This window comes from Streptomyces sp. NBC_01707 (assembly GCF_041438805.1).
In the GTDB taxonomy this organism is placed as follows: Bacteria; Actinomycetota; Actinomycetes; order Streptomycetales; family Streptomycetaceae; genus Streptomyces.
The window spans coordinates 7,969,571-7,994,939 of the sequence record NZ_CP109190.1; the positions used below are offsets into that span (position 1 = coordinate 7,969,571).

22 protein-coding genes are annotated in these 25,369 nt (G+C 71.2%); 20 read left to right on the top strand and 2 right to left on the bottom strand.

Going from position 1 to position 25,369, the window contains the following annotated elements; genetic code table 11:
• Positions 1-31 precede the first annotated feature (31 nt).
• From OG963_RS35735 to nusB, 4 genes are all read left to right on the top strand, one after another.
• A complete protein-coding gene (locus tag OG963_RS35735; RefSeq protein ID WP_093775356.1) occupies positions 32-853 on the top strand; it encodes a Pro-rich N-terminal domain-containing protein in 822 nt (273 codons plus the stop codon).
• Positions 854-964: 111 nt separating this feature from the next.
• A complete protein-coding gene (locus OG963_RS35740) occupies positions 965-2,071 on the top strand; it encodes an aminopeptidase P family protein (RefSeq protein WP_030918901.1) in 1,107 nt (368 codons plus the stop codon).
• Positions 2,072-2,120: 49 nt separating this feature from the next.
• Complete coding sequence (gene efp / locus OG963_RS35745; RefSeq protein WP_030918902.1) at positions 2,121-2,687, top strand: elongation factor P; 567 nt, start codon at positions 2,121-2,123, stop codon at positions 2,685-2,687.
• Positions 2,688-2,689: 2 nt separating this feature from the next.
• A complete protein-coding gene (gene nusB, locus OG963_RS35750) occupies positions 2,690-3,121 on the top strand; it encodes a transcription antitermination factor NusB (RefSeq protein WP_030918905.1) in 432 nt (143 codons plus the stop codon).
• Positions 3,122-4,177: 1,056 nt separating this feature from the next.
• Here nusB and bldD read toward each other — a convergent pair.
• The gene (gene bldD / locus OG963_RS35755) at positions 4,178-4,678 is read right to left on the bottom strand and encodes a transcriptional regulator BldD (RefSeq protein ID WP_014157378.1); all 501 of its coding nucleotides are present in this window, start codon (positions 4,676-4,678) and stop codon (positions 4,178-4,180) included.
• Between the two features lie 197 nt (positions 4,679-4,875).
• Here bldD and pyrR point away from each other — a divergent pair, with 197 nt between their 5' ends.
• From pyrR to OG963_RS35825, 14 genes are all read left to right on the top strand, one after another.
• Positions 4,876-5,460, top strand: coding sequence for a bifunctional pyr operon transcriptional regulator/uracil phosphoribosyltransferase PyrR (gene pyrR, locus OG963_RS35760; RefSeq protein WP_093775358.1), 585 nt, complete (start codon positions 4,876-4,878; stop codon positions 5,458-5,460).
• A gap of 91 nt (positions 5,461-5,551) precedes the next feature.
• Entirely contained in the window at positions 5,552-6,568 is a 1,017-nt protein-coding gene (locus OG963_RS35765; protein WP_030918911.1) for an aspartate carbamoyltransferase catalytic subunit, read from the top strand.
• Positions 6,569-6,570: 2 nt separating this feature from the next.
• A complete protein-coding gene (locus OG963_RS35770) occupies positions 6,571-7,857 on the top strand; it encodes a dihydroorotase (protein WP_093775360.1) in 1,287 nt (428 codons plus the stop codon).
• Positions 7,854-8,435, top strand: a complete 582-nt coding sequence (locus tag OG963_RS35775) for a hypothetical protein (RefSeq protein WP_093775362.1) — start codon at positions 7,854-7,856, stop codon at positions 8,433-8,435. The genes OG963_RS35770 and OG963_RS35775 overlap by 4 nt, the downstream gene beginning before the upstream one ends.
• Positions 8,432-9,574: a glutamine-hydrolyzing carbamoyl-phosphate synthase small subunit gene (carA, locus tag OG963_RS35780; RefSeq protein WP_093775364.1), complete on the top strand. Its 1,143-nt coding sequence runs from the start codon at positions 8,432-8,434 to the stop codon at positions 9,572-9,574. The genes OG963_RS35775 and carA overlap by 4 nt, the downstream gene beginning before the upstream one ends.
• Positions 9,567-12,875, top strand: a complete 3,309-nt coding sequence (gene carB / locus OG963_RS35785) for a carbamoyl-phosphate synthase large subunit (protein WP_093775366.1) — start codon at positions 9,567-9,569, stop codon at positions 12,873-12,875. Before carA ends, carB begins: the two co-directional genes overlap by 8 nt.
• A 65-nt stretch (positions 12,876-12,940) precedes the next feature.
• The gene (locus OG963_RS35790; protein WP_093930056.1) at positions 12,941-14,050 is read left to right on the top strand and encodes a quinone-dependent dihydroorotate dehydrogenase; all 1,110 of its coding nucleotides are present in this window, start codon (positions 12,941-12,943) and stop codon (positions 14,048-14,050) included.
• The gene (pyrF, locus tag OG963_RS35795) at positions 14,047-14,886 is read left to right on the top strand and encodes an orotidine-5'-phosphate decarboxylase (protein ID WP_093775370.1); all 840 of its coding nucleotides are present in this window, start codon (positions 14,047-14,049) and stop codon (positions 14,884-14,886) included. Before OG963_RS35790 ends, pyrF begins: the two co-directional genes overlap by 4 nt.
• A gap of 244 nt (positions 14,887-15,130) precedes the next feature.
• Positions 15,131-15,454 (top strand): integration host factor, encoded by a 324-nt coding sequence (locus OG963_RS35800; protein WP_003970367.1) that lies wholly within the window; start codon positions 15,131-15,133, stop codon positions 15,452-15,454.
• A 38-nt stretch (positions 15,455-15,492) separates the two neighbouring features.
• A complete protein-coding gene (gmk, locus tag OG963_RS35805) occupies positions 15,493-16,110 on the top strand; it encodes a guanylate kinase (RefSeq protein WP_037822075.1) in 618 nt (205 codons plus the stop codon).
• Between the two features lie 83 nt (positions 16,111-16,193).
• Positions 16,194-16,466, top strand: a complete 273-nt coding sequence (gene rpoZ, locus OG963_RS35810) for a DNA-directed RNA polymerase subunit omega (RefSeq protein WP_003970369.1) — start codon at positions 16,194-16,196, stop codon at positions 16,464-16,466.
• Positions 16,467-16,608: 142 nt separating this feature from the next.
• Positions 16,609-17,811: a bifunctional phosphopantothenoylcysteine decarboxylase/phosphopantothenate--cysteine ligase CoaBC gene (gene coaBC, locus OG963_RS35815; RefSeq protein WP_093930057.1), complete on the top strand. Its 1,203-nt coding sequence runs from the start codon at positions 16,609-16,611 to the stop codon at positions 17,809-17,811.
• Positions 17,812-18,055: 244 nt separating this feature from the next.
• The gene (metK, locus tag OG963_RS35820) at positions 18,056-19,264 is read left to right on the top strand and encodes a methionine adenosyltransferase (protein ID WP_030918939.1); all 1,209 of its coding nucleotides are present in this window, start codon (positions 18,056-18,058) and stop codon (positions 19,262-19,264) included.
• Positions 19,265-19,402: 138 nt separating this feature from the next.
• The gene (locus OG963_RS35825; protein ID WP_371799829.1) at positions 19,403-21,547 is read left to right on the top strand and encodes a primosomal protein N'; all 2,145 of its coding nucleotides are present in this window, start codon (positions 19,403-19,405) and stop codon (positions 21,545-21,547) included.
• Positions 21,548-21,617: 70 nt separating this feature from the next.
• Here the strand turns inward: OG963_RS35825 and OG963_RS35830 are convergent, their stop codons facing one another.
• Positions 21,618-22,166 carry a hypothetical protein gene (locus OG963_RS35830; RefSeq protein WP_093775376.1) on the bottom strand — a complete coding sequence of 183 codons (549 nt, stop codon included), beginning with the start codon at positions 22,164-22,166 and terminating at the stop codon, positions 21,618-21,620.
• Positions 22,167-22,560: 394 nt separating this feature from the next.
• On the opposite strand from OG963_RS35830, the gene fmt reads away from it, so the two are divergent.
• Together fmt and OG963_RS35840 are read left to right on the top strand one after the other, a co-directional pair.
• Positions 22,561-23,493 (top strand): methionyl-tRNA formyltransferase, encoded by a 933-nt coding sequence (gene fmt, locus OG963_RS35835; RefSeq protein ID WP_093775378.1) that lies wholly within the window; start codon positions 22,561-22,563, stop codon positions 23,491-23,493.
• Positions 23,494-23,650: 157 nt separating this feature from the next.
• Positions 23,651-25,084 (top strand): RsmB/NOP family class I SAM-dependent RNA methyltransferase, encoded by a 1,434-nt coding sequence (locus OG963_RS35840; protein WP_093775380.1) that lies wholly within the window; start codon positions 23,651-23,653, stop codon positions 25,082-25,084.
• Positions 25,085-25,369: the final 285 nt, after the last annotated feature.

Here is a 25,369-nt window from a genome sequence, read left to right on the forward strand (position 1 = left end):
CAGTTGCCTGTACGAGACGGAGTGGCACCGGATGCAGCACGCAGTGGGGGCCCCGCTGCCGCCGCCCCAAGGATCCGGAAACGGACCTGCCGGCTGGACGCACCAGGCCCAGCACCCCGGACACCCCGGTCCGCCGGGGCCACCGGCGCCGCCGGCACCGCAGGGCCAGGGCTGGACCGGGCCCGCCCCGCACCACGCCCCCGCGCCCGTCTCCCGGGAGACCACCGGGCACGTCCAGCTGCCGCCAGGTGGTCCCGTCCCGCTGCCCGCACCACCCGCCGAGCCCGGCACGGGCACGGCGACGCTCGCCGTCCTCCTCATCGGTCCGGCGGGCGCGGGCAAGACCACCGTGGCCAAGCTGTGGGCCAGCCGCCGCCGGGTCCCCACGGCGCACGTCAGTCTCGACGACGTCCGCGAATGGGTCTGCTCCGGCTTCGCCGACCCGCAGGCCGGATGGAACGACCACTCGGAGGCCCAGTACCGGCTGGCCCGCCGCACCTGCGGCTTCGCCGCCCGCAATTTCCTGGCCAACGGCATCTCCTGCATCCTCGACGACGCGGTGTTCCCCGACCGCCCGGTCGTCGGCCTCGGCGGCTGGAAGCGCCATGTGGGCCCGGGACTGCTGCCCGTGGTGCTCCTCCCCGGCCTGGAGATCGTGCTGGAGCGCAACGCCGCCCGCAGCGGAAACCGCCGGCTGTCGGACGAGGAGGTCGCCCGGATCCACGGCAGGATGGCGGGCTGGTACGGCTCGGGGCTGCCGATCATCGACAACTCGACCTACGACGTGGAGACCACGGCCCGCGTCCTCGACGACATACTCGCCCGCTCCATAGCCAGCCCGCCCGCATGGTGACGGCCCGGCGGGTCCCCGTGCCGCACACCTGAGCGCGGGCCCGGCCTGCTGCGGTCCCCGGTCGGATGCGCTGACCGGGCAGCCCGGCGCTCCCGCTCGTAGGCTCGTGGCATGTCAGAGGTGTACACCGTCCGCCGCGCGCTGCTGCGGGACCGGTGCGCCGCCGTCGGATCCGCGGCCGCTCTGGTCTCCCGCCCCGCCAACGTCCGCTACCTCGCGGGCGGGGCGCCCCCGGGTGCCGTGCTGCTGCTCGGCCCCGACGAGGACGTCCTGGTCTGCCCCCGGGCGCCGACCGGCGATCCCGTCCAGGGGCGCACCGACGACGAGCTGCGGCTGGCCCTGCTGCCCGCCACCGACGGCGATCCGGTGGTCGCGGCAGCCGACCTGGCCACCTCCTCCGGCGCGGAATCGCTCGCCGTGGAGGAGCACGATCTGACGGTCGCCCGCCACCGGGCCATGCACGCGGTCGCCCCGCGGCTCCGGCTGGCCGACCTCGGCGCCACGGTGGAGCAGCTGCGCGTCGTCAAGGACGAGGAGGAGATCGCCTGCCTGCGGATCGCCGCCGAGATCACCGACCAGGCACTCGGCGAACTCCTCGAATCGATCCTCGTCGGCCGCACCGAACGGCATCTCGCACTGGAACTGGAACGGCGGCTGGTGGACCACGGCGCCGACGGACCCGCCTTCTCGACCTCCGTCGCCACCGGACCCAACTCGGGCCAGGGCCGACACCGGCCCTCCGACCGGCGGGTCGAGGAGGGAGATTTCCTCTCCGTCTGCCTCGGCGCGAACTATCGCGGCTACCGGTGCGAGATCGGCCGCACATTCGTCATCGGGACCGCTCCGGCCGCCTGGCAGATCGACCTCTACGACCTGGTTTTCGCCGCTCAGCGGGCCGGACGCGAGGCCTTGGTGCCCGGCGCCGCGTACCGCGACGTGGACCGTGCGGCCCGCCATCTTCTGGACTCCGCGGGCCACGGTGACGGCCTGGCACCCTGGACCGGGCACGGGGTGGGGCTCGAAATCGACGAGGACCCGCAGCTGGCACCGGCAGCCATGGGTAAACTGGACGCTTGTGTGCCGGTCACCGTCGAACCGGGGGTTCACCTCCCGGGCCGGGGCGGGGTCCGGATCGATGACACGCTCGTCGTGCGCCCCGAGGCGGACGGCGGACCCGAGCTACTCACCATTACGACCAAGGAGCTGCTCGCGCTCTAGCGCGCATCCTTGGTCGTCCACCAGCTTCAGTCCAGGAGATTCCGCAACCGTGGCTTCCACGAACGACCTCAAGAACGGCCTGGTGCTCAAGCTCGACGGAGGCCAGCTCTGGTCCGTCGTCGAGTTCCAGCACGTCAAGCCCGGCAAGGGCCCGGCCTTCGTGCGCACCAAGCTCAAGAACGTGCTGTCCGGCAAGGTCGTCGACAAGACGTTCAACGCCGGCGTGAAGGTCGAGACGGCCACCATTGACCGCCGCGACATGCAGTTCTCGTACATGGACGGCGAGTACTTCGTCTTCATGGACATGGACACGTACGACCAGCTCATGGTCGACCGCAAGGCTGTCGGCGACGCCGCCAACTTCCTGATCGAGGGCTTCACGGCCTCCGTCGCCCAGCACGAGGGCGAGGTGCTCTACGTCGAGCTGCCGGCCGCCGTCGAGCTGACCATCCAGCACACCGACCCGGGCGTGCAGGGCGACCGCTCCACCGGCGGCACCAAGCCCGCCACGCTGGAGACCGGTTACGAGATCGGCGTCCCGCTCTTCATCACCACGGGTGAGAAGATCAAGGTCGACACCCGCACGGGCGACTACCTCGGCCGGGTGAACAGCTAACCGTGGCTGCTCGGAACACGGCCCGCAAGCGAGCCTTCCAGATCCTCTTCGAGGCCGACCAGCGCGGTGAGTCCGTGCAGACGGTCCTCGCGGACTGGGTGCGGCTCTCGCGGTCCGACACCCGTCAGCCGCCCGTCACCGAGTACACGATGGAGCTCGTCGAGGGGTACGCGCAGTACGCCGACCGGATCGACGACCTCATCATCACCTACGCCGTGGACTGGGAGATCGACCGCATGCCGGTCGTCGACCGGAACATCCTGCGGCTCGGTGCGTACGAGCTGATCTGGGTGGACGGGACGCCGGACGCGGTGGTGATCGACGAGGCGGTCCAGCTCGCCAAGGAGTTCTCCACCGACGATTCCCCGTCCTTCGTGAACGGCCTGCTGGCCCGTTTCAAGGACCTCAAGCCGAACCTCCGCCGGGAGGCCTAGCCTTCGGCGGCGTTCAGCCCACGAAGGGCCCACGGTCACGTGACCGTGGGCCCTTCGGCGTGCGTGGCCCCAGGTCGGGGCGTCGTTCGTGGTGGTGTGCCCCTGTCCCGGGGCCGGGGTTCCGTCCTCAATCGCCGGACGGGCTCGGGGTGTCCGGTTCGGCGCCGTTCTCCGGGTGGGTGGTGGTCCGGTGCCCCTCAAACGACGAACGTTCGGGTTCGTCGTCGGGGGAGCTCGGGTCCTTGTTCGTCGTCCTGCGGGGCCCCCGCACGGCCCCGGACCGGCCGTTGCGCGTCAGCGGCCCGGCGGGCCTTCCGATTACGACCTGCGCGGCGTCTTCTTGTTACGACATCCGGGGGCGGGGGCGGTTACGACCACCGGGTCGCAGACGCGAGTGATGCACGGGTGGGGCCGTGCAGGGGAGTCCGCGCAGGGGCTGGCGCACCTGCCGGGCTCGCCCGCGTCGCCGGCTTCCGCGCCAGTCCCGAGGAGACGCCCCGGAGGGGCACCGCCCACCCCACCACGGGGCAGGGGCGACGGTGCCTCACGGCCCTGGACGGGGCACCCAAGCCGGTCCGGCGCTTGAGGACGGACCCTCCACCCGGACCGGGGTGTGCGGCACCGCCCGTCCCATCACCAGCCAGGGGCGACGGTGCCTCACGGCCCGGGCGGGGGCACCCAAGCCGGTCCGGCGCTTGAGGACGGAACCGTCCACCCGGACCGAGGAGGGGCACCGCCCACCCGACCACCGGGCAGGGGCGACGGTGCCCTCACGGCCCGGCGCGGACACCCAAGCCGGTCCGGCGCTTGAGGACGGACCCCTCCACCCGGACCGGGGTGTGCGGCACCGCCCGTCCCATCACCAGCCAGGGGCGACGGTGCCTCACGGCCCGGGCGGGGGCACCCAAGCCGGTCCGGCGCTTGAGGACGGAACCCCGAACCCCGAACCCCGCACCGCGGGGATCGCGACAGCAAAAAACGCCGGGATGCCCGGGGCCCGAATGGGGGACCCGGCCAACCCGGCGTTACGTTTCTTCGCGGCTTCAGACCCGCACGTCAGCCCTCGTCGTGGGCGACCGCGCGGCGCGCGTCCGCGTCCAGGACGCCCCAGCTGATCAGCTGCTCGGTGAGTACGGACGGCGACTGGTCGTAGATCACGGCCAGCGTGCGCAGGTCGTCCTGGCGGATCGAGAGCACCTTGCCGTTGTAGTCACCGCGCTGGCTCTGGATCGTCGCCGCGTAGCGCTGCAGCGGTCCGGCCTTCTCCGGCGGGACGTGGGCAAGGCGCTCCAGGTCCAGGACAAGCTTGGGCGGCGGCTCGGCGGCCCCGCCGGGCGTCGTGCCGGGCAGAAGCTCCTGCACCGGGACACCGTAGAAGTCCGCCAGCTCGGCGAGACGCTGTACGGTCACGGCACGGTCGCCGCGCTCGTACGAACCGACCACGACGGCCTTCCAGCGGCCCTGGGACTTCTCCTCCACACCGTGGAGGGAGAGGCCCTGCTGGGTGCGGATGGCACGGAGCTTGGCCCCGAGCTGTTTTGCGTATTCGCTGGACATAAGGCTCCCCGGACGAAGTCTGGTAACTCACTGTGAGGTTACGCAGCGTTACTTGGATGCGTCAAGCCGAATGGTCCGCACCGGCACCTCCCGGGATTGTGACCAAGGCTCCGTGCAAGGCCTGGTAACGTTGATGAAGCAAATTTCGACGTCCTTTAAGGTCCGTCCAGTGAGGCGGAGAAGGAGGTCCGTTTCTTATGGACGCACAGCACGAAGCCACCGGCAATGCGGCACGCCCCGTTCTCGAGGCTCCCGACATCGCCCGGGTACTGACCCGAATCGCCCACGAAATCGTCGAACGCGCCAAGGGCGCGGACGATGTGGTGCTCCTCGGCATCCCGACACGAGGCGTCTTCCTCGCCCGTCGGCTGGCCGACAAGCTCGATGAGATCACCGGCCGCAAGGTGCCGGTCGGCTCCCTCGACATCACCATGTACCGCGACGACCTGCGGCTGCGCCCGGCGCGCGCCCTGGCCCGTACCGAGATCCCCGGCGAGGGCATCGAGGGCCGACTGGTCGTCCTGGTCGACGACGTGCTCTTCTCCGGCCGTACGATCCGCGCCGCGCTCGACGCGCTCGGCGACATCGGCCGCCCCCGCGCGGTGCAACTCGCGGTCCTGGTCGACCGCGGCCACCGCGAACTCCCGATCCGTGCCGATTACGTCGGCAAGAACCTCCCCACGTCGCTGCGGGAGACGGTCAAGGTCCAGCTGGCCGAGGAGGACGGCCGCGACGCCGTGCTGCTCGGTGTCCAGCAGACCGCCCCGGCGGGCGCGCAGTAGCTGCACTCACCCGTACGGCCGACATCCGGTCGTACGACAGCTTCCGCACGCCCGCATGCCTGAACCCTCCAGCCACCCGGAGAACACCCAGATGAAGCGTCACCTCATCTCGGCCGCCGACCTCACCCGCGACGACGCCGTGCTGATCCTCGACACCGCCGAGGAGATGGCCCGCGTCGCCGACCGGCCGATCAAGAAGCTCCCGACCCTGCGCGGCCGCACCGTCGTCAACCTCTTCTTCGAGGACTCGACCCGTACCCGCATCTCCTTCGAGGCCGCCGCCAAGCGCCTCTCCGCCGATGTCATCAACTTCTCCGCGAAGGGCTCGTCCGTCTCCAAGGGCGAGTCGCTCAAGGACACCGCACTGACCCTGGAGGCGATGGGCGCGGACGCCGTCGTCATCCGGCACGGCGCCTCCGGCGCCCCGTACCGCCTCGCCACCTCCGGCTGGATCGACGGCGCCGTCGTCAACGCCGGTGACGGCACGCACGAGCACCCCACCCAGGCGCTCCTGGACGCCTTCACCATGCGCCGCCGGCTGGTCGGGGCCGATGCGGGGCTCGGCCGGGACCTGGAAGGACGACGGATCACGATCGTCGGCGACATCCTGCACAGCCGGGTCGCCCGCTCCAACGTGCACCTGCTGCACACCCTCGGCGCCCACGTCACGCTGGTGGCCCCGCCGACCCTCGTCCCGGTCGGTGTCGAGCAGTGGCCGTGCGACATCAGCTACAGCCTCGACGAGGTGCTGCCGAAGTCCGACGCCGTGATGATGCTGCGTGTGCAGCGTGAACGGATGAACGCCGCGTACTTCCCGACCGAGCGCGAGTACTCCCGCCGCTACGGCCTCGACGGCGAGCGCATGGCGAAGATGCCCGGGCACGCCATCGTCATGCACCCCGGCCCGATGGTCCGCGGCATGGAGATCACCGCCGAGGTGGCCGACTCCGACCGGTGCACGGTCGTCGAGCAGGTCGCCAACGGCGTCTCCATCCGCATGGCGGTCCTGTACCTGCTGCTGGGCGGCTCCGAGCCCGCCGCACCCTCGCCCGCCACCACCCTTGATCGAAGCGCTGCGCGCCCCGCCGATTCCGAGGAGAACAAGTAACCATGAGCAAGATCCTTATTCGCGGCGCGAAGATCCTCGGCGGCGAGCCGCAGGACGTCCTGATCGACGGCGAGACCATCGCGCAGGTCGGTACCGGTATCGATGCCGGAGACGCCGTGGTGGTCGAGGCCGAGGGGCAGATTCTGCTTCCCGGGCTGGTCGACCTCCACACCCACCTGCGCGAGCCCGGCCGCGAGGACTCCGAGACCGTCCTCACCGGCACCAAGGCCGCGGCGGTCGGCGGCTTCACCGCCGTGCACGCCATGGCCAACACCTTCCCGGTCGCCGACACCGCCGGTGTCGTCGAGCAGGTCTGGCGGCTGGGCAAGGAGTCCGGCTACTGCGACGTGCAGCCGATCGGCGCCGTCACCGTCGGCCTGGAGGGCAAGCACCTCGCCGAACTCGGCGCCATGCACGATTCGGCCGCCGGAGTGAAAGTCTTCTCCGACGACGGCAAGTGCGTCGACGACGCCGTGATCATGCGGCGCGCGCTGGAGTACGTGAAGGCGTTCGACGGTGTCGTCGCCCAGCACGCCCAGGAGCCCCGCCTCACCGAGGGCGCCCAGATGAACGAGGGCATCGTCTCGGCCGAGCTCGGCCTCGGTGGCTGGCCCGCCGTCGCCGAGGAGTCGATCATCGCCCGCGATGTCCTCCTCGCCGCCCACGTCGACTCCCGGGTGCACATCTGCCACCTGTCGACCGCCGGCTCCGTCGAGATCGTCCGCTGGGCCAAGTCCAAGGGCTGGAACGTCACCGCCGAGGTCACCCCGCACCACCTGCTCCTCACCGACGAGCTCGTACGGTCGTACAACCCCGTCTACAAGGTGAACCCGCCGCTGCGTACCGAGGCCGATGTGATGGCCCTGCGCGAGGCGCTCGCCGACGGCACGATCGACTGCGTCGCCACCGACCACGCCCCGCACCCGCACGAGGACAAGGACTGCGAGTGGGCCGCGGCCGCCATGGGCATGGTGGGCCTGGAGACCGCGCTCTCGGTCGTCCAGCAGACGATGGTCGAGACCGGTCTGCTCGACTGGACGGGTGTCGCGGACCGGATGTCCGTCCGCCCCGCGGCCATCGGCCGCCTGGAAGGACACGGCCGTCCCGTCTCGCCCGGTGAGCCTGCCAACCTCACGCTGGTCGATCCGGCATACCGTGGAGTCGTGGACCCCGCGGGCTTCGCCTCCCGCAGCCGCAACACCCCGTACGAGGGGCGCGAGCTGCCGGGTCGCGTCACCCACACGTTCCTGCGGGGCCGTGCCACGGTCGTCGACGGGAAGCTCGCGTGACATCACTCACCCCCCTGTACCAGCTGGCCGCCGAGCAGAAGTCGGCGGACGTGACCGACCTGTCCGCCCGCATCAGCTGGGTGATCGGACTCGTCGTCTTCATCGCCTTCGTCTACTGGCTGATGCGCCAGGGATGGAAGTGGCGGGGAAGCCTGCAGTCCGACCTGCCGGAGCTGCCCGCCACGCCGGACGGGTACGCCGCCCAGCCACCCCTGCTGACGATGACCGGCCGCTACCACGCGTCGACGACCGCCGGGCAGTGGCTCGACCGGATCGTCGCCCACGGCCTCGGCACCCGCAGCCGCGTCGAGCTCACCCTGACCGAACAGGGACTCGACGTCGTACGCCCCGGGGCGGCCGACTTCTTCGTCCCGGCCGCGCAGCTGCGTGACGCCCGGCTCGACAAGGGCATCGCGGGCAAGGTCCTCCCCGAGGGCGGTCTGCTGATCATCACCTGGGCGCTCGGCGACAGGCTGATCGACTCCGGCTTCCGCTCCGACCACTCGGCCGAACACCCGGCCTGGGTCGACGCCATCCATCACCTCACCGACAGCACTACGGAAGGCATCGCGCGATGACGACCTCCACCCGGGGAGCCTCCAGCGTTCCCGCCGTACTCGTCTTGGAGGACGGCCGCGCCTTCCGCGGCCGCGCCTATGGGGCCGTGGGGGAGACCTTCGGCGAGGCGGTGTTCTCCACCGGCATGACGGGCTATCAGGAGACGCTGACCGACCCGTCGTACCACCGCCAGGTCGTCGTGATGACCGCCCCGCACGTCGGCAACACCGGTGTGAACGACGAGGACCCCGAGTCGCAGCGGATCTGGGTCTCCGGATACGTGGTGCGCGACCCCGCGCGGCGGCCCTCCAACTGGCGCTCGCAGCGCTCGCTCGACGAGGAGCTGGAGCGTCAGGGTGTCGTCGGCATCAGCGGCATCGACACCCGCGCCCTCACCCGCCACCTGCGCGAGCGCGGCGCCATGCGCGTCGGCATCTTCTCCGGTGACGCCGTCGCCGACGAGGCCACCCTGCTGGCCCGGGTCAAGGAAGCCCCCGAGATGGTGGGCGCCGACCTCTCCGCCGAGGTCGCGACCAAGGAGACGTACGTCGTCCCCGCGATCGGCACGAAGAGGTTCACCGTCGCCGCGATCGACCTCGGCATCAAGGGCATGACCCCGCACCGGATGGCCGAGCGCGGCATCGAGGTGCACGTCCTGCCCGCCACCGCGACCCTCGACGAGGTGTACGCGGTCGAGCCCGACGGAGTCTTCTTCTCCAACGGCCCCGGCGACCCGGCCACCGCCGACCACCCGGTCTCCGTCATGCAGGGCGTCCTGGAGCGGAAGACGCCGCTCTTCGGCATCTGCTTCGGCAACCAGATCCTGGGCCGTGCCCTCGGCTTCGGCACCTACAAGCTGAAGTACGGCCACCGCGGCATCAACCAGCCGGTGCAGGACCGCACGACCGGCAAGGTCGAGGTCACCGCGCACAACCACGGCTTCGCCGTCGACGCCCCGCTGGACAAGGTGTCCGACACGAAGTTCGGCCGCGCCGAGGTCTCCCACGTCTGTCTGAACGACCAGGTCGTCGAGGGACTGCAGCTCCTCGACCAGCCGGCCTTCAGCGTCCAGTACCACCCCGAGGCAGCCGCCGGCCCGCACGACGCCGCGTACCTCTTCGACCGTTTCGTATCCCTGATGGAGGGCCAGCGTGCCTAAGCGCTCCGATATCCAGTCCGTCCTGGTCATCGGCTCCGGCCCGATCGTCATCGGACAGGCCGCCGAGTTCGACTACTCCGGCACCCAGGCCTGCCGCGTCCTCAAGGCCGAGGGCCTGCGCGTCATCCTGGTGAACTCCAACCCGGCGACGATCATGACCGACCCGGAGATCGCCGACGCCACGTACGTCGAGCCGATCACCCCCGAGTTCGTCGAGAAGATCATCGCCAAGGAGCGCCCCGACGCGCTGCTCCCGACGCTGGGCGGCCAGACCGCACTCAACACCGCGATCTCCATGCACGAGAACGGTGTCCTGGAGAAGTACGGCGTCGAGCTCATCGGCGCCAATGTCGAGGCCATCAACAAGGGCGAGGACCGCGACCTCTTCAAGGGTGTCGTGGAAGCCGTCAACGCCAAGATCGGCCACGGCGAGTCCGCCCGCTCCGTCATCTGCCACTCGATGGACGACGTCCTGGGGGGCGTCGAGACGCTCGGCGGCTACCCCGTCGTCGTCCGCCCCTCCTTCACCATGGGCGGCGCCGGCTCCGGCTTCGCGCACGACGAGGAGGAGCTGCGCCGGATCGCCGGTCAGGGCCTCACGCTCTCCCCGACCACCGAGGTGCTCCTGGAGGAGTCCATCCTCGGCTGGAAGGAGTACGAGCTGGAGCTGATGCGCGACAAGAACGACAACGTCGTGGTCGTCTGCTCCATCGAGAACTTCGACCCGATGGGCGTCCACACGGGTGACTCGATCACCGTGGCCCCGTCGATGACGCTCACCGACCGCGAGTACCAGCGGCTGCGCGACATCGGCATCGCGATCATCCGCGAGGTCGGCGTCGACACCGGCGGCTGCAACATCCAGTTCGCCATCGACCCGACCGACGGCCGGGTCATCGTGATCGAGATGAACCCGCGCGTCTCCCGCTCCTCGGCGCTGGCGTCGAAGGCCACCGGCTTCCCGATCGCCAAGATCGCCGCCAAGCTGGCCGTCGGCTACACGCTCGACGAGATCCCCAACGACATCACCGAGAAGACCCCGGCCTCCTTCGAGCCGACGCTCGACTACGTCGTGGTCAAGGCCCCGCGGTTCGCCTTCGAGAAGTTCCCGTCCGCCGACTCCACCCTCACCACCACCATGAAGTCGGTGGGCGAGGCCATGGCGATCGGCCGCAACTTCACCGAGGCGCTGCAGAAGGCGCTGCGCTCCCTGGAGAAGAAGGGCTCGCAGTTCACCTTCGTCGGCGAGACCGGCGACAAGGCCGAGCTGCTCGCCGAGGCGGTCCGGCCGACCGACGGCCGTATCAACACCGTCATGCAGGCGATCCGCGCCGGCGCCACCCAGGAAGAGGTCTTCGACGCCACGAAGATCGACCCCTGGTTCGTCGACCAGCTGTTCCTGATCAAGGAGATCGCCGACGAGCTGGCCGCCGCCGACAAGCTCGACCCCGAGCTGCTCGCCGAGGCCAAGCGGCACGGCTTCTCCGACGCCCAGATCGCAGAGATCCGCGATCTGCGCGAGGACGTCGTCCGCGAGGTGCGGCACGCGCTCGGCATCCGCCCCGTCTACAAGACGGTCGACACCTGTGCCGCCGAGTTCGCCGCGAACACGCCGTACTTCTACTCCTCGTACGACGAGGAGAGCGAGGTCGCGACCCGCACCAAGCCCGCGGTGATCATCCTCGGCTCGGGCCCCAACCGCATCGGCCAGGGCATCGAGTTCGACTACTCGTGCGTCCACGCCTCCTTCGCGCTGAGCGAAGCCGGCTACGAGACCGTGATGGTCAACTGCAACCCGGAGACGGTCTCCACCGACTACGACACCTCCGACCGCCTGTACTTCGAGCCGCTGACGCTCGAGGACGTGCTGGAGATCGTGCACGCCGAGTCCCTCGCGGGCCCGATCGCCGGCGTCATCGTCCAGCTCGGCGGCCAGACCCCGCTGGGCCTGTCGCAGGCGCTCAAGGACAACGGCGTGCCGGTCGTCGGCACCTCGCCGGAGGCGATCCACGCCGCCGAGGACCGCGGCGCCTTCGGCCGCGTCCTGGCCGAGGCCGGACTCCCGGCGCCGAAGCACGGCACCGCCACCACCTTCGCCGAGGCCAAGGCCATCGCCGACGAGATCGGCTACCCCGTCCTCGTGCGCCCGTCGTACGTGCTCGGCGGCCGCGGCATGGAGATCGTGTACGACGAGGCGCGGCTGTCGTCGTACATCGCCGAGTCCACCGAGATCAGCCCCACCCGGCCGGTCCTGGTCGACCGCTTCCTCGACGACGCCATCGAGATCGACGTCGACGCGCTCTACGACGGCACCGAGCTCTACCTCGGCGGCGTCATGGAGCACATCGAGGAGGCCGGCATCCACTCCGGCGACTCCGCCTGCGCACTGCCCCCGATCACCCTCGGCGGCTACGACATCAAGCGGCTCCGGGCCTCCACCGAGGGCATCGCCAAGGGCGTCGGGGTCCGCGGACTGATCAACATCCAGTTCGCGCTCTCCGGCGACATCCTGTATGTCCTGGAGGCCAACCCGCGCGCCTCGCGCACCGTCCCCTTCACCTCGAAGGCGACCGCGGTCCCGCTCGCCAAGGCCGCCGCCCGCATCTCGCTGGGCGCGACCGTCGCCGAGCTGCGCGAGGAGGGTCTGCTGCCGAGGAACGGCGACGGCGGCACCCTGCCTCTCGACGCGCCGATCTCCGTCAAGGAGGCCGTCATGCCGTGGTCGCGGTTCCGCGACATCCACGGCCGCGGTGTCGACACCGTCCTCGGCCCGGAGATGCGCTCCACCGGTGAGGTCATGGGCATCGACTCGGTCTTCGGCACGGCGTACGCCAAGTCGCAGGCCGGCGCGTACGGCCCGTTGCCCACCAAGGGCCGCGCGTTCATCTCCGTCGCCAACCGCGACAAGCGCTCGATGATCTTCCCGGCGCGCGAGCTGGTCGCCCACGGCTTCGAGCTGCTGGCCACGTCCGGCACCGCCGAGGTGCTCAAGCGCAACGGCATCCACGCCACGGTCGTGCGCAAGCAGTCCGAGGGCGTCGGACCGCAGGGCGAGAAGACCATCGTCCAGCTCATCCACGACGGCGAGGTCGACCTGATCGTCAACACGCCGTACGGAACGGGCGGCCGGCTCGACGGCTACGAGATCCGTACCGCGGCGGTCGCCCGGTCCGTGCCCTGTCTCACGACGGTCCAGGCGCTCGCCGCCGCCGTCCAGGGCATCGACGCACTCAACCACGGAGACGTCGGCGTACGTTCCCTCCAGGAACACGCGGAACATCTGACCGCGGCGCGCGACTAGCAGGCCCAGCAGGGGGACACCGGAAACGGTGTCCCCCTCTCTGTGAGGACACCGAGGACACCCCGATGTACAAGTTCTTCTTCCAGCTGGTCTTCAAGCGGATGGACCCCGAGCAGGCCCACTACCTGGCCTTCCGGTGGATCCGCCTCGCGGCCCGCATCCCCGTGCTGCGTACGTTCGTCGCAGCGGCGCTCGCCCCCCGCTACAAGGAGCTGCGCACCGAGGCCCTCGGCCTGCGCATGCACGGCCCGTTCGGCCTCGCCGCGGGCTTCGACAAGAACGCCGTCGCGATCGACGGCATGTCGATGCTCGGCTTCGACCACATCGAGATCGGTACGGTCACCGGCGAGCCGCAGCCCGGCAACCCCAAGAAGCGGCTCTTCCGCCTCGTGGCGGACCGCGCGCTGATCAACCGCATGGGCTTCAACAACGAGGGCTCCGCGGCCGTGGCCGAGCGCCTGGCCACCCGCAACCCGGTCTTCCGGACCACGGTCGGCGTCAACATCGGCAAGACCAAGGTCGTGCCCGAGACCGAAGCCGTCGGCGACTACGTGAAGTCGACCGAACGGCTCGCCCGCCACGCCGACTACCTCGTCGTCAACGTCTCCTCGCCCAACACGCCCGGCCTGCGCAACCTCCAGGCCACCGAGGCCCTGCGCCCGCTGCTCACCGCCGTGCGCGAGGCGGCCGACCGGACCGTCACCGACCGCCGGGTCCCGCTCCTCGTCAAGATCGCCCCTGATCTCGCGGACGAGGACGTCGACGCGGTCGCCGACCTCGCGGTCGAGCTGGGCCTGGACGGCATCATCGCCACCAACACCACCATCGCCCGCGACGGCCTCGGACTGAAGTCCTCGCCGTCGCTGGTCAAGGAGACCGGCGGACTCTCCGGCGCGCCCCTCAAGGCGCGCTCCCTGGAGGTCCTGCAGCGGCTCTACGCACGCGTCGGCGACGAGATCACCCTCGTGGGCGTCGGCGGCATCGAGACCGCCGAGGACGCCTGGCAGCGCATCCTCGCCGGCGCCACCCTCGTCCAGGGCTACAGCGCCTTCATCTACGAGGGGCCGTTCTACGCCCGCGCGATCCACAAGGGCCTTGCCGCGCGCCTCGCCGCCTCCCCGTACGCCACCCTCGCCGAGGCCGTCGGCGCCGACACCCGGAAGGTCATGAAGTGACCCCTGAACCCTTCGGCGCGCGTCTGCGCCACGCCATGGACACCCGCGGGCCGCTCTGCGTCGGCATCGACCCGCACGCCTCGCTGCTCACCGCCTGGGGCCTGAACGACGACGTCGCGGGCCTGGAGAGGTTCACCCGTACGGTCGTCGAGGCGCTGGCCGACCGGGTGGCCGTCCTCAAGCCGCAGTCCGCGTTCTTCGAGCGGTTCGGCTCGCGCGGCATCGCCGTCCTGGAGAAGGCCGTCGAGGAGTCGCGGGCCGCCGGAGCGCTCGTCCTGATGGACGCCAAGCGCGGCGACATCGGGTCCACCATGGGCGCCTACGCGGCGACCTACCTGGACAAGGGCTCACCGCTCTTCTCCGACGCGCTCACCGTTTCGCCGTACCTCGGCTTCGGTTCGCTGCGACCGGCGCTCGACGCGGCCGTCCTCTCCGGTTCGGGCGTCTTCGTCCTCGGCCTCACCTCCAACCCGGAGGGCGCCGAGGTGCAGCGCGCCACCGCCGCCGACGGCCGGTCGCTGGCCCAGTTGATGCTCGACCACGTGGCCGCCGAGAACGAGGGCGCCACGCCGCTCGGCTCGGTCGGCGCGGTGATCGGCGCCACACTCGGGGACGCGGGGGTGAATCTGGCGGTCAACGGACCGCTGCTGGCCCCCGGCATCGGTGCGCAGGGTGCTACCCCGGCCGATCTGCCGGGCGTCTTCGGCGCCGCGGTGGGCAATGTGCTGCCGAGCGTGAGCCGGGGCGTGCTGCGCCACGGACCTGACGCGTCAGGGCTGCGCGAAGCCGCCGATCGGCTCACGGACGAGGTCCGCGTGGCCGTTCCGACAAGCTGACGATGCCACGTAACAGCGTGTCGGCGGAATCCTGACCAAAAATCTCGGTGGTTATGCCTGAAATGTCCTGGTCGGCCAAGGCTGACCAGGACTTTTCGTCTGTTCTCGCTGACTCGGGCGGCCTTGGCCGCTAGTCTCCGTCGAGAGCCAACGTGCACAGGTTGTTCGTTGCTCACCAGGTGTGGGGCGATTAGGTTCCTCACCGGTCCGTATCCGACAGATCGACATCCGAGGTGACGTAGGCGTGGCTCTTCCGCCCCTTACCCCTGAACAGCGCGCAGCCGCGCTCGAAAAGGCCGCCGCGGCTCGCCGGGAGCGGGCCGAGGTCAAGAATCGACTCAAGCACTCCGGCGCCTCCCTCCACGAGGTCATCAAGCAGGGCCAGGAGAACGACGTCATCGGCAAGATGAAGGTCTCCGCCCTTCTCGAGTCCCTGCCGGGCGTGGGCAAGGTCCGCGCCAAGCAGATCATGGAGCGGCTCGGGATCTCCGAGAGCCGCCGGGTCCGGGGTCTCGGCTCCAACCAGATTGCTTCCCTGGAGCGAGAGTTCGGTGGCTCTCCCGCCTGACGTTCTCAGGCACCCCTGAGAACGGGGATAATCGCTCCATGGCTGCAACATCCCGGGGGACGTCCCCCGTACCCCCGGACGCACGTCCGCGGCTGACCGTGCTCTCCGGCCCCTCCGGGGTCGGCAAGAGCACGGTCGTCGCGCACATGCGCAAGGTCCACCCCGAGGTCTGGCTCTCGGTGTCGGCGACGACCCGCAGGCCGCGCCCCGGCGAGCGCAACGGCGTCCACTACTTCTTCGTGGACAACGACGAGTTCGACAAGCTGATCGCCAACGGCGAGCTGCTCGAGTGGGCCGAGTTCGCCGGCAATCGCTACGGCACACCGCGCCGGGCCGTGCTCGAACGCCTGGAGGCGGGCGAACCGGTCCTCCTGGAGATCGACCTCCAGGGCGCGCGACTGGTCCGTCAGTCGATGTCCGACGCGCGGCTGATCTTCCTCGCCCCGCCCAGCTGGGACGAGCTGGTGCGCCGGCTCACCGGCCGCGGGACCGAGGCGCCGGAGGTGATCGAGCGACGACTTGCCGCCGCGAAGGTCGAACTCGCTGCCGAATCCGAGTTCGATACGACGCTGGTCAACACCTCCGTCGAGGACGTGGCACGCGAGCTGCTAGCCTTGATGTTGCAGACTTCCGCCCGCCGTGAGAGCAGCGACTGACGCAGCCGACCCGGATCACCGCCCCGGCGGAATCAGCACTGTCAAAGATCTCTTTGATTTTTACCCCCTTCGGAAGGCAGAGAGTGTCCTCTTCCATCACCACGCCCGAGGGCATCATCAACCCGCCGATTGATGAGCTCCTCGAGGCCACCGACTCGAAGTACAGCCTTGTGATCTACGCCGCCAAGCGCGCGCGCCAGATCAACGCGTACTACTCGCAGCTCGGCGAGGGCCTCCTCGAGTACGTCGGTCCGCTCGTCGACACCCACGTGCACGAGAAGCCGCTGTCGATCGCGCTCCGCGAGATCAACGCGGGCCTGCTGACCTCGGAGGCCATCGAGGGCCCCGCGCAGTAAGCAGGAACTGCACCTTCATCACAGGCCCGGCGGTCACCCGTCGGGCCTGTGGTGTGTCCGGGGCCGTGGGGGCCGCTCGGACGCCGTGAGGCAGCATGGGGGTGTACGTGTCCGAGTACGTACCCGAGTGCGGGGAGACGCAGTGGAGAAGCCGAAGGTCGTCCTGGGGGTCAGCGGGGGCATCGCCGCCTACAAGGCGTGTGAGCTGCTGCGACGGCTGACCGAGTCCGGTCATGACGTACGCGTCGTCCCGACCGCGTCGGCCCTGAACTTCGTGGGCGCCGCGACCTGGTCGGCGCTCTCGGGACACCCCGTGTCGACCGAGGTGTGGAACGACGTCCACGAGGTGCCGCACGTGCGCATCGGCCAGGGTGCCGACCTCGTCGTGGTCGCCCCCGCCACCGCCGACACGCTGGCCAAGGCCGCCCACGGCCTCGCCGACGACCTCCTCACCAACACGCTGCTCACCGCCCGCTGTCCGGTGGTCTTCGCGCCCGCCATGCACACCGAGATGTGGGAGCACCCCGCCACCCAGGAGAACGTCGCCACGCTCCGACGGCGCGGCGCCGTCGTCATCGAGCCCGCCGTCGGCCGGCTCACCGGCGTCGACACCGGCAAGGGCCGGCTGCCCGACCCCGGCGAGATCTTCGAGGTCTGCCGCCGGGTGCTGGCCCGCGGGCCCGTCGAACCCGATCTGGCCGGCCGCCACGTGGTGATCAGCGCGGGCGGTACCCGGGAGCCGCTCGACCCGGTTCGCTACCTCGGCAACCGCTCCTCCGGCAAGCAGGGGTACGCGCTCGCCCGAACCGCGGTCGCCCGCGGCGCCCGCGTCACCCTCATCGAGGCCAACACCGGGATGCCCGATCCCTCCGGCGCCGACGTCGTGCGGGTCGGCACCGCGGTGCAACTGCGTGAGGCCGTGCTGAAGGCCGCGTCCGACGCCGATGTCGTGGTGATGGCGGCCGCGGTCGCCGACTTCCGTCCGGCCGAGTACGCCCAGGGGAAGATCAAGAAGAAGGACGGCCAGGAGCCCGCACCGATCACGCTCGTACGCAATCCCGACATCCTCGCCGAGGTCTCGGCCGAGCGGGCCACGCCGGGCCAGATCGTCGTCGGCTTCGCGGCCGAGACCGACGACGTCCTCGCCAACGGTCGGAAGAAGCTCCGCCGTAAGGGCTGCGATCTCCTGGTCGTCAACGAGGTGGGGGAGCGCAAGACCTTCGGCTCCGAGGAGAACGAAGCGGTGGTGCTCGCGGTCGACGGCGGGGAGACGCCCGTGCCGTACGGCCCCAAGGAAGGGCTCGCCGACACGATCTGGGATCTTGTGTCGGCGCGTTTCGAGTGAATACCCCGTTTCGCCCCTTCCGGGAAACCGGAACCCCCTGAAAATGGGCGTACAGGGTCGTTTCGGGGCGTGATTGTCGTACCGCAGCAAGCAGTGCCGCATGTCACAGAACTTCCAAAGGGCGAGACACGTTGTCCGACAACCGATAGCGACCGATAAACTGGGTCCCGGACCGTGCCGGGCGCAGCTCCCGGACGGTCCGCCAATGATCAGCCAGCAGCCGCTGCAACCCCCAGGGAGCGATGTGTCCCGCCGTCTCTTCACCTCGGAATCTGTCACCGAGGGTCACCCCGACAAGATCGCTGACCAGATCAGCGACACCATTCTCGACGCCCTCCTGCGCGAGGACCCGACTTCGCGCGTCGCCGTCGAGACCTTGATCACCACCGGTCTGGTGCATGTCGCGGGTGAGGTCACGACCAAGGCCTACGCCGACATCCCGACGCTGGTGCGTAACAAGATCCTGGAGATCGGTTACGACTCCTCCAAGAAGGGTTTCGACGGCGCCTCCTGTGGCGTCTCGGTGTCCATCGGCGCACAGTCCCCGGACATCGCGCAGGGCGTCGACACGGCGTACGAGAAGCGCGTCGAGGGCGACGAGGACGAGCTCGACAAGCAGGGCGCGGGCGACCAGGGCCTGATGTTCGGCTACGCCTGCGACGAGACCCCGGAGCTCATGCCGCTCCCGATCTACGTGGCGCACCGCCTCTCGCGCCGGCTCTCCGAGGTCCGCAAGAACGGGACCATCCCGTACCTGCGTCCCGACGGCAAGACGCAGGTCACCATCGAGTACGACGGCGACAAGGCCGTTCGCCTCGACACCGTCGTCGTCTCCTCGCAGCACGCGAGCGACATCGACCTCGACTCGCTGCTCGCCCCCGACATCCGCGAGTTCGTCGTCGAGCACGTCCTCGCGCAGCTGATCGAGGACGGCATCAAGCTGGACACCGATGGTTACCGGCTGCTGGTGAACCCGACCGGCCGCTTCGAGATCGGCGGCCCGATGGGCGACGCCGGCCTGACCGGTCGCAAGATCATCATCGACACGTACGGCGGCATGGCCCGCCACGGCGGCGGCGCGTTCTCGGGCAAGGACCCGTCGAAGGTGGACCGCTCGGCGGCGTACGCGATGCGCTGGGTCGCCAAGAACGTCGTCGCGGCGGGCCTCGCGGCGCGCTGCGAGGTGCAGGTGGCGTACGCGATCGGCAAGGCCGAGCCGGTCGGCCTGTTCGTCGAGACGTTCGGCACCGCCGCCATCGAGACCGAGAAGATCGAGCACGCCATCGGTGAGGTCTTCGACCTCCGCCCGGCCGCGATCATCCGCGACCTCGACCTGCTGCGTCCGATCTACGCCCAGACCGCGGCGTACGGCCACTTCGGCCGCGAGCTTCCCGACTTCACCTGGGAGCGCACGGACCGCGTGGAAGCACTGCGCAAGGCGGCCGGGCTGTAAGCCTGCCGCTCTCGCCCGTACGCCGGGGCCCGGACGCCGAACGCGGTGTCCGGGCCCCGGTGCGTGCGGCCCCGGTGGGCCGGGGAGAACGGTCCCGGGCCGGGGCCGCTGTCAGTGGTGTCTGGTAGGAATTTGGCTGTGAGCAGCGACAACGAGCAGTCCGTGGAGCCCGAGGGCGGGGCGCCGGAGCAGCTTGCGCTCATTCGGGAGACCGTACGGAAGGCGAACGTGCCGCGGGCCAAGCCGCGGACGTGGCGGGGGGCCGCACTCGCCAAGGAGCTGCCCGTCGCCCGGGTGCTGGTCAACAAGGGCGTGCTCCACCTCGACCAGTACTTCGACTACGCCGTGCCGGAAGAGCTCGACGCAGAGGCGCAGCCCGGTGTGCGGGTGCGGGTGCGGTTCGGGGCCGGGGGACGCAACGTCCGCGGCGGGCGCCGTGAGGGCGGTGGGCTCATCGACGGTTTCCTCGTCGAACGGCGTGCCGAGTCGGACTACCCGGGGGCGCTCGCCGCGCTCGCCTATGTCGTATCGCCCGAGCCGGTGCTCGGACCCGAGCTCCTCGCCCTGTCCCGGGCCGTGGCCGACCGGTACGCGGGCAGTCTCGCCGATGTGCTGCAGCTCGCCGTGCCTCCCAGGAACGGACGGGCCGAGTCCAAGCCGTCGCCGGAACCGCTGCCGCCGCCTCCGGCGCCCTCGGCAGGCAGCTGGGAGCGGTACGAGCAGGGGCCCGCGTTCCTGCGGGCACTGGCCGAGGGCGGAGCGCCCCGGGCCGTGTGGACCGCGCTGCCGGGCCCGCACTGGCCGCAGGAGATCGCCAGGGCGGTCGCCGCGACCCTCGCCTCCGGGCGGGGTGCGCTCGTCGTCGTACCGGACGGGCGCACTGCCGGGCGGGTGGACGCCGCGCTCACGGAGGTGCTGGGGGCGGGCCGTCACGCGCTGCTGACCGCAGAGTCCGGGCCCGAGAAGCGGTACCGGGAGTGGCTCGCCGTGCGGCGCGGATCCGTGCGCGCGGTGGTCGGGACGCGGGCCGCCATGTTCGCACCGGTCGCGGATCTGGGCCTGGTGGCCATGTGGGATGACGGCGACTCCAGTCACAGCGACGACAACGCCCCGTTCCCGCATGTCCGGGAGGTCCTGGAGCTGCGGGCCGCGCACGGCCGGTGCGCGTTCCTGCTCGGCGGGACGAACTGCACGGTGGAGGCCGCCCAACTGGTGGAGAGCGGCTGGGCGCTGCCGCTGCGCGCGGATCGGGAACAGCTGCGGACAGCGGCGCCCCTGATCCGTACCGTCGGCGACGGCGAGCTGGCCCGGGACGGGGCGGCCCGGGCGGCGCGGCTGCCCAGCCTCGCCTGGCAGACCGTGCGCGACGGGCTGCGCAGCGGGCCGGTGCTGGTGCAGGTGCCGCGTCGTGGGTACGCGCCCCGGCTGGCCTGCGAGCGCTGCCGCGAGCCCGCCCGGTGCCGGCATTGCGCGGGACCGCTGGAGGCACCGGACCAGCGGGATCTCAACTGCGCCTGGTGCGGCCGGGCCGAAACCGCCTGGCACTGTGTGGCCTGCGGCGCCAACCGGCTGCGGGCCCAGATCGTCGGCGCCCGGCGGACCGCCGAGGAGCTCGGCCGGGCGTTCCCCGCCGTGCCGGTGCGCACGTCCGGGCGCGACCACATCCTCGACTCCGTGCCCGACGTGCCCGCGCTGGTGGTCAGCACCCCCGGCGCCGAGCCCGTCGCAGAGGGCGGCTACGCGGCCGCGCTGCTGCTCGACGGCTGGGCGATGGTCGGTCGTCCGGACCTCAGGGCCGGCGAGGAGGCGCTGCGCCGCTGGACCGCCGCGGCCTCACTGGTACGGGGGCAGCAGGACGGCGGCACGGTGGTGATCGTCGCCGAACCGACGCTGCGGCCGGTCCAGGCGCTGGTGCGCTGGGACCCGGTCGGCCATGCCCGCCGCGAGCTGGCGGAACGCGCCGAGCTGGGCTTCCCGCCGGTGTCCCGGATGGCGTCGGTGACCGGCCCGCCGGAGGCTCTCGCCGCTTTCCTCGCCGCCGCGGAACTGCCGGCGGAGGCGGAGGTGCTCGGCCCGGTCCCGGCGCCGCGCACCGAACCCGGCAGACCGCGCAGACCGTGGGAGGCGCCGATGGGGGAGAGCTGGGAGCGGGCGCTGCTCCGGGTGCCGCCGGGCAGCGGCGCCGCGCTCGCCGCCGCTCTGAAGACGGCCCAGGCGGCGCGGATGGCCCGGGGGAACGGCGACCCGGTACGGATCAGGATCGATCCCCCGGACATCGGCTGACCGGACGTGCGGCGAGGCACATACGACTGCCCCTCCGTGCGTCGGGCACGGCGGGGCAGAGGGGGTTCGGTCAGCCGTTGCGCGGGCCGGGGAAGACGCCGGGGCGCAGGTCCTCACGCAGGGCCGGGCGGTCCGTCGATGGCTGTGGAGGCATCGAGCGGGCCGCGGGCACGGCGGGCAGCACCGACGACGCGCCGGGCCCGGACGTCACGGGCAGGGGACGCGTTCCCGCGGTCTCCGCGGCGACCTCCGCCGCCCCCGGCTGCGGGGTGTTCCGGCGGGCACCGTAGCGGCGGTGGACCGCCTGCTTGGTGACCCCGAGTGCGGAGCCCACCGCGTCCCAGGAGAAGCCCAGCGAGCGGTCGAAGTCCACGGCCGCCGTCACCAGGGTCTCGACGCTGTCCCGCAGTTCTTGGGCCAGTCTGACGGTGGGGGCCGGGGCCCTGCCGTAGACGACGAAGCCCGTGGACGGGCCGGAGCGGCGGGGACGGTAGACGTTGCCGAGTTGGGCGGTGAGCGTGCGCAGTGCGTCCACCTGCCGCCGGACCCGCTCGATGTCCCGCACCAACAGATGCAGGCTGGCCCGCGCTTGGGCGTCGTGGGTTGCGTGGTCGGCCATGAAGAAGCCTCTCGAACCGGCGTTGAAAGGGGCCGGACCGCACCTGGCGGCCCGCTTCGGTCAATCTCTCTTGACCAACGCGTCACCCGGGGCTGTGGTCACGCTTCAGGGGCGTACGCGCATATGCGCGGGGCGCACGGTCGTGCGTACGCCCCGCGCGGTCGCCACCCGAGGACGTCCCGTAGTGCCTGGTGGACCGGCACGCGGCGGCAGATGCGGCGCGGTGCGTCGCAAGGCGGAGGGACGTCCGCATACTGGACGTACTCGGGTGTTCCGACGACGCGGCGAGGTGCCGTGGCCGTCGTCGCGCGCCCGCCTGGGACCACGGGACAGCCCTTAGACTGGTGCGTTGCTCGTCACCGTACGTTTCCGCCTGAGAGGCAGTCAGCCACCCATGAAGCTCGTCTTCGCAGGCACCCCCGAGGTAGCCGTACCCGCCCTGGACGCACTGATCTCCTCCGGCCGGCACGAAGTGGCCGCCGTCGTCACCCGCCCCGACGCTCCGGCCGGACGCGGCCGTCGACTGGTCGCCAGCCCGGTCGCTGAGCGCGCCGAGGAAGCCGGGATCGAGGTGCTGAAGCCCGCCCGGCCGCGCGACGAGGACTTCCTCGCGCGGCTGCGGGAGATCGCCCCGGACTGCTGCCCGGTCGTCGCCTACGGGGCGCTGCTGCCCAAGACCGCGCTCGACATCCCCACCCGTGGCTGGGTCAATCTGCACTTCTCGCTGCTCCCGGCCTGGCGCGGCGCGGCCCCCGTGCAGCACGCGGTGATGGCCGGGGACGAGGTCACCGGTGCCTCGACCTTCCTGATCGAGGAGGGACTCGACTCGGGACCGGTGTACGGCGTCCTCACCGAGGAGGTACGGCCCACCGACACCAGCGGCGATCTGCTCACCCGGCTCGCCTTCGCCGGCGCCGGGCTGCTCGCCGCGACCATGGACGGCATCGAGGACGGCACCCTGCACGCCGTGCCGCAGCCGGAGGAGGGCGTCACCCTCGCACCGAAGATCACGGTCGAGGACGCCCAGGTGCAGTGGTCGGCGCCCGCACTGCGGGTCGACCGGGTGGTGCGCGGCTGCACCCCCGCCCCCGGCGCATGGACGCTCTTCCGGGGAGAGCGCCTCAAGCTGATCCAGGCCGTACCCGTCCTGGACCGCGCCGACCTGGCGCCCGGCGAGCTGTCCGCGTCCAAGAACAATGTGTACGTCGGCACCGGGTCGCACGCCGTCGAGCTGCTCTGGGTCCAGCCGCAGGGCAAGAAGCCGATGCGGGCAGCGGACTGGGCGCGCGGGGTGCGGATCGCTCCGGGGGAGCTGATCGGGGTCTGAGACCGGTGCGGCGTCCTGCCCGGGACTCCGTCCGGCGGGGACGCCCGACAGGACCGTCGGGTGGCCTGTCCTGCCCTCGATCGCCGGACGGGCCCGATCCGACGGCGACGTAGGGTGGGAGGGTTCGCCCCCTCACCATCAGCGGAGCACCTTTCACGTGAACGACCAGCAGCGTCGCCGTCCCGCCAAGCCGCATCGCCGGCCCCAGAAGGACCCGGTCCGGTTCCTCGCCTTCGAGGCGCTCCGGGCCGTCGACGAACGCGACGCGTACGCCAACCTCGTCCTGCCGCCGCTGCTGAAGAAGGCACGCGCCAAGGGTGACTTCGACGCCAGGGACGCGGCGCTGGCGACCGAGCTGGTCTACGGGACGCTGCGGCGCCAGGGCACGTACGACGCGATCGTCGCGTCCTGCATCGACCGGCCGCTGCGCGAGGTCGACCCGCCGGTCCTCGATGTGCTGAACATGGGCGTGCACCAGCTGCTCGGCACGCGTATCCCCACCCACGCCGCGGTCTCCGCCAGTGTGGAGCTGGCCCGGGTGGTGCTCGGCGAGGGACGGGCGAAGTTCGTCAACGCAGTGCTGCGGAAGGTTTCGGCGGACGACCTCGACGGCTGGGTGGCGCGTGTCGCCCCGTCGTACGACGAGGATGCCGAGGACCACCTCGCCGTCGTGCACTCGCACCCCCGGTGGATCGTCTCCGCCCTCTGGGACGCGCTGGGCGGCGGCCGTGCCGGGATCGAGGATCTCCTCGAAGCCGACAACGAACGGCCCGAGGTCACCCTCGTCGCCCGCCCGGGCCGTTCCACCACCGATGAGCTGTTCACGGCCCTCGGCGACGAGAACGGGCTGCCCGGCCGCTGGTCGCCCTATGCCGTACGGATGGCCGAGGGCGGCGAGCCCGGCGCCCTGGCCGCCGTCCAGGAAGGCCGTGCCGGGGTCCAGGACGAGGGCAGCCAGCTGGTGGCGACGGCCCTCGCCAACGCGCCGGTGGACGGCAGTGACACCCGGTGGCTCGACGGCTGCGCCGGGCCGGGCGGCAAGGCCGCGCTGCTCGCCGCCCTCGCCGCCGAACGCGGCGCCGCCCTGCTCGCCGCCGAGAAGCAGCCGCACCGGGCCCGGCTCGTCGAGCGCGCGCTGGCCGGCAACCCCGGCCCGTACCAGGTCATCACCGCGGACGGCACCCGCCCGCCGTGGCAGCCCGACAGCTTCGACCGGGTCCTGATGGACGTCCCGTGCTCCGGCCTCGGCGCGCTGCGCCGCCGCCCGGAGTCCCGCTGGCGTCGCCGCGCGGAGGACCTGGAGAGCTTCGCGCCGCTGCAACGGGGCCTGCTGCGGGAGGCATTGAAGGCCGTGCGGGTCGGCGGCATCGTCGGTTACGCGACCTGCTCCCCGCATCTCGCGGAGACCCGAGTGGTCGTCGAGGACGTGCTGAAGGGGCGCGGTGGCCAGCCGGTGGAGGCGGAGTGGGTGGACGCGCGCCCGCTGATGCCCGGTGTGCCCGCGCTGGGCGACGGGCCCGACGTCCAGCTGTGGCCGCATCTGCACGGCACGGACGCGATGTACCTGGCCCTGTTGCGGCGTACCGTGTAACGCCCGGTACCGCCGGCCTCACGGACCGTGGCGACCCGTGACGTGCGGCCGGTGGCGGAATGTGCGTCCCGAGCGCCGATGGTCGGTGTCCGGGCCGACGCGTAACGAAATTGCGTAACGAAACCCTCGCCCCTGCGGTGCGTGGTGCCGGGAGAATGCCGCCGCCGCAGGACCCGGACCGTTGCCGATCGGCCCGACGAGGGCCGAATCGCCCGGATCGGACGGCGGAAACCCCTGGATTTCGCGAACTGTAATGATCCCGTGAGGCTTTGGCCCGCACCCGGG

What these genes read in the sequence shown, in the direction of transcription:
- OG963_RS35735 (WP_093775356.1), top strand. Translation starts at nt 32, where the DNA reads ATGCAGCACGCAGTGGGGGCCCCGCTGCCGCCGCCCCAAGGATCCGGA.
- OG963_RS35740 (WP_030918901.1), top strand. Translation starts at nt 965, where the DNA reads ATGTCAGAGGTGTACACCGTCCGCCGCGCGCTGCTGCGGGACCGGTGC.
- bldD (WP_014157378.1), bottom strand. Translation starts at nt 4,678, where the DNA reads ATGTCCAGCGAATACGCAAAACAGCTCGGGGCCAAGCTCCGTGCCATC.
- pyrR (WP_093775358.1), top strand. Translation starts at nt 4,876, where the DNA reads ATGGACGCACAGCACGAAGCCACCGGCAATGCGGCACGCCCCGTTCTC.
- OG963_RS35765 (WP_030918911.1), top strand. Translation starts at nt 5,552, where the DNA reads ATGAAGCGTCACCTCATCTCGGCCGCCGACCTCACCCGCGACGACGCC.
- OG963_RS35770 (WP_093775360.1), top strand. Translation starts at nt 6,571, where the DNA reads ATGAGCAAGATCCTTATTCGCGGCGCGAAGATCCTCGGCGGCGAGCCG.
- carA (WP_093775364.1), top strand. Translation starts at nt 8,432, where the DNA reads ATGACGACCTCCACCCGGGGAGCCTCCAGCGTTCCCGCCGTACTCGTC.
- OG963_RS35790 (WP_093930056.1), top strand. Translation starts at nt 12,941, where the DNA reads ATGTACAAGTTCTTCTTCCAGCTGGTCTTCAAGCGGATGGACCCCGAG.
- gmk (WP_037822075.1), top strand. Translation starts at nt 15,493, where the DNA reads ATGGCTGCAACATCCCGGGGGACGTCCCCCGTACCCCCGGACGCACGT.
- OG963_RS35830 (WP_093775376.1), bottom strand. Translation starts at nt 22,166, where the DNA reads ATGGCCGACCACGCAACCCACGACGCCCAAGCGCGGGCCAGCCTGCAT.
- fmt (WP_093775378.1), top strand. Translation starts at nt 22,561, where the DNA reads ATGAAGCTCGTCTTCGCAGGCACCCCCGAGGTAGCCGTACCCGCCCTG.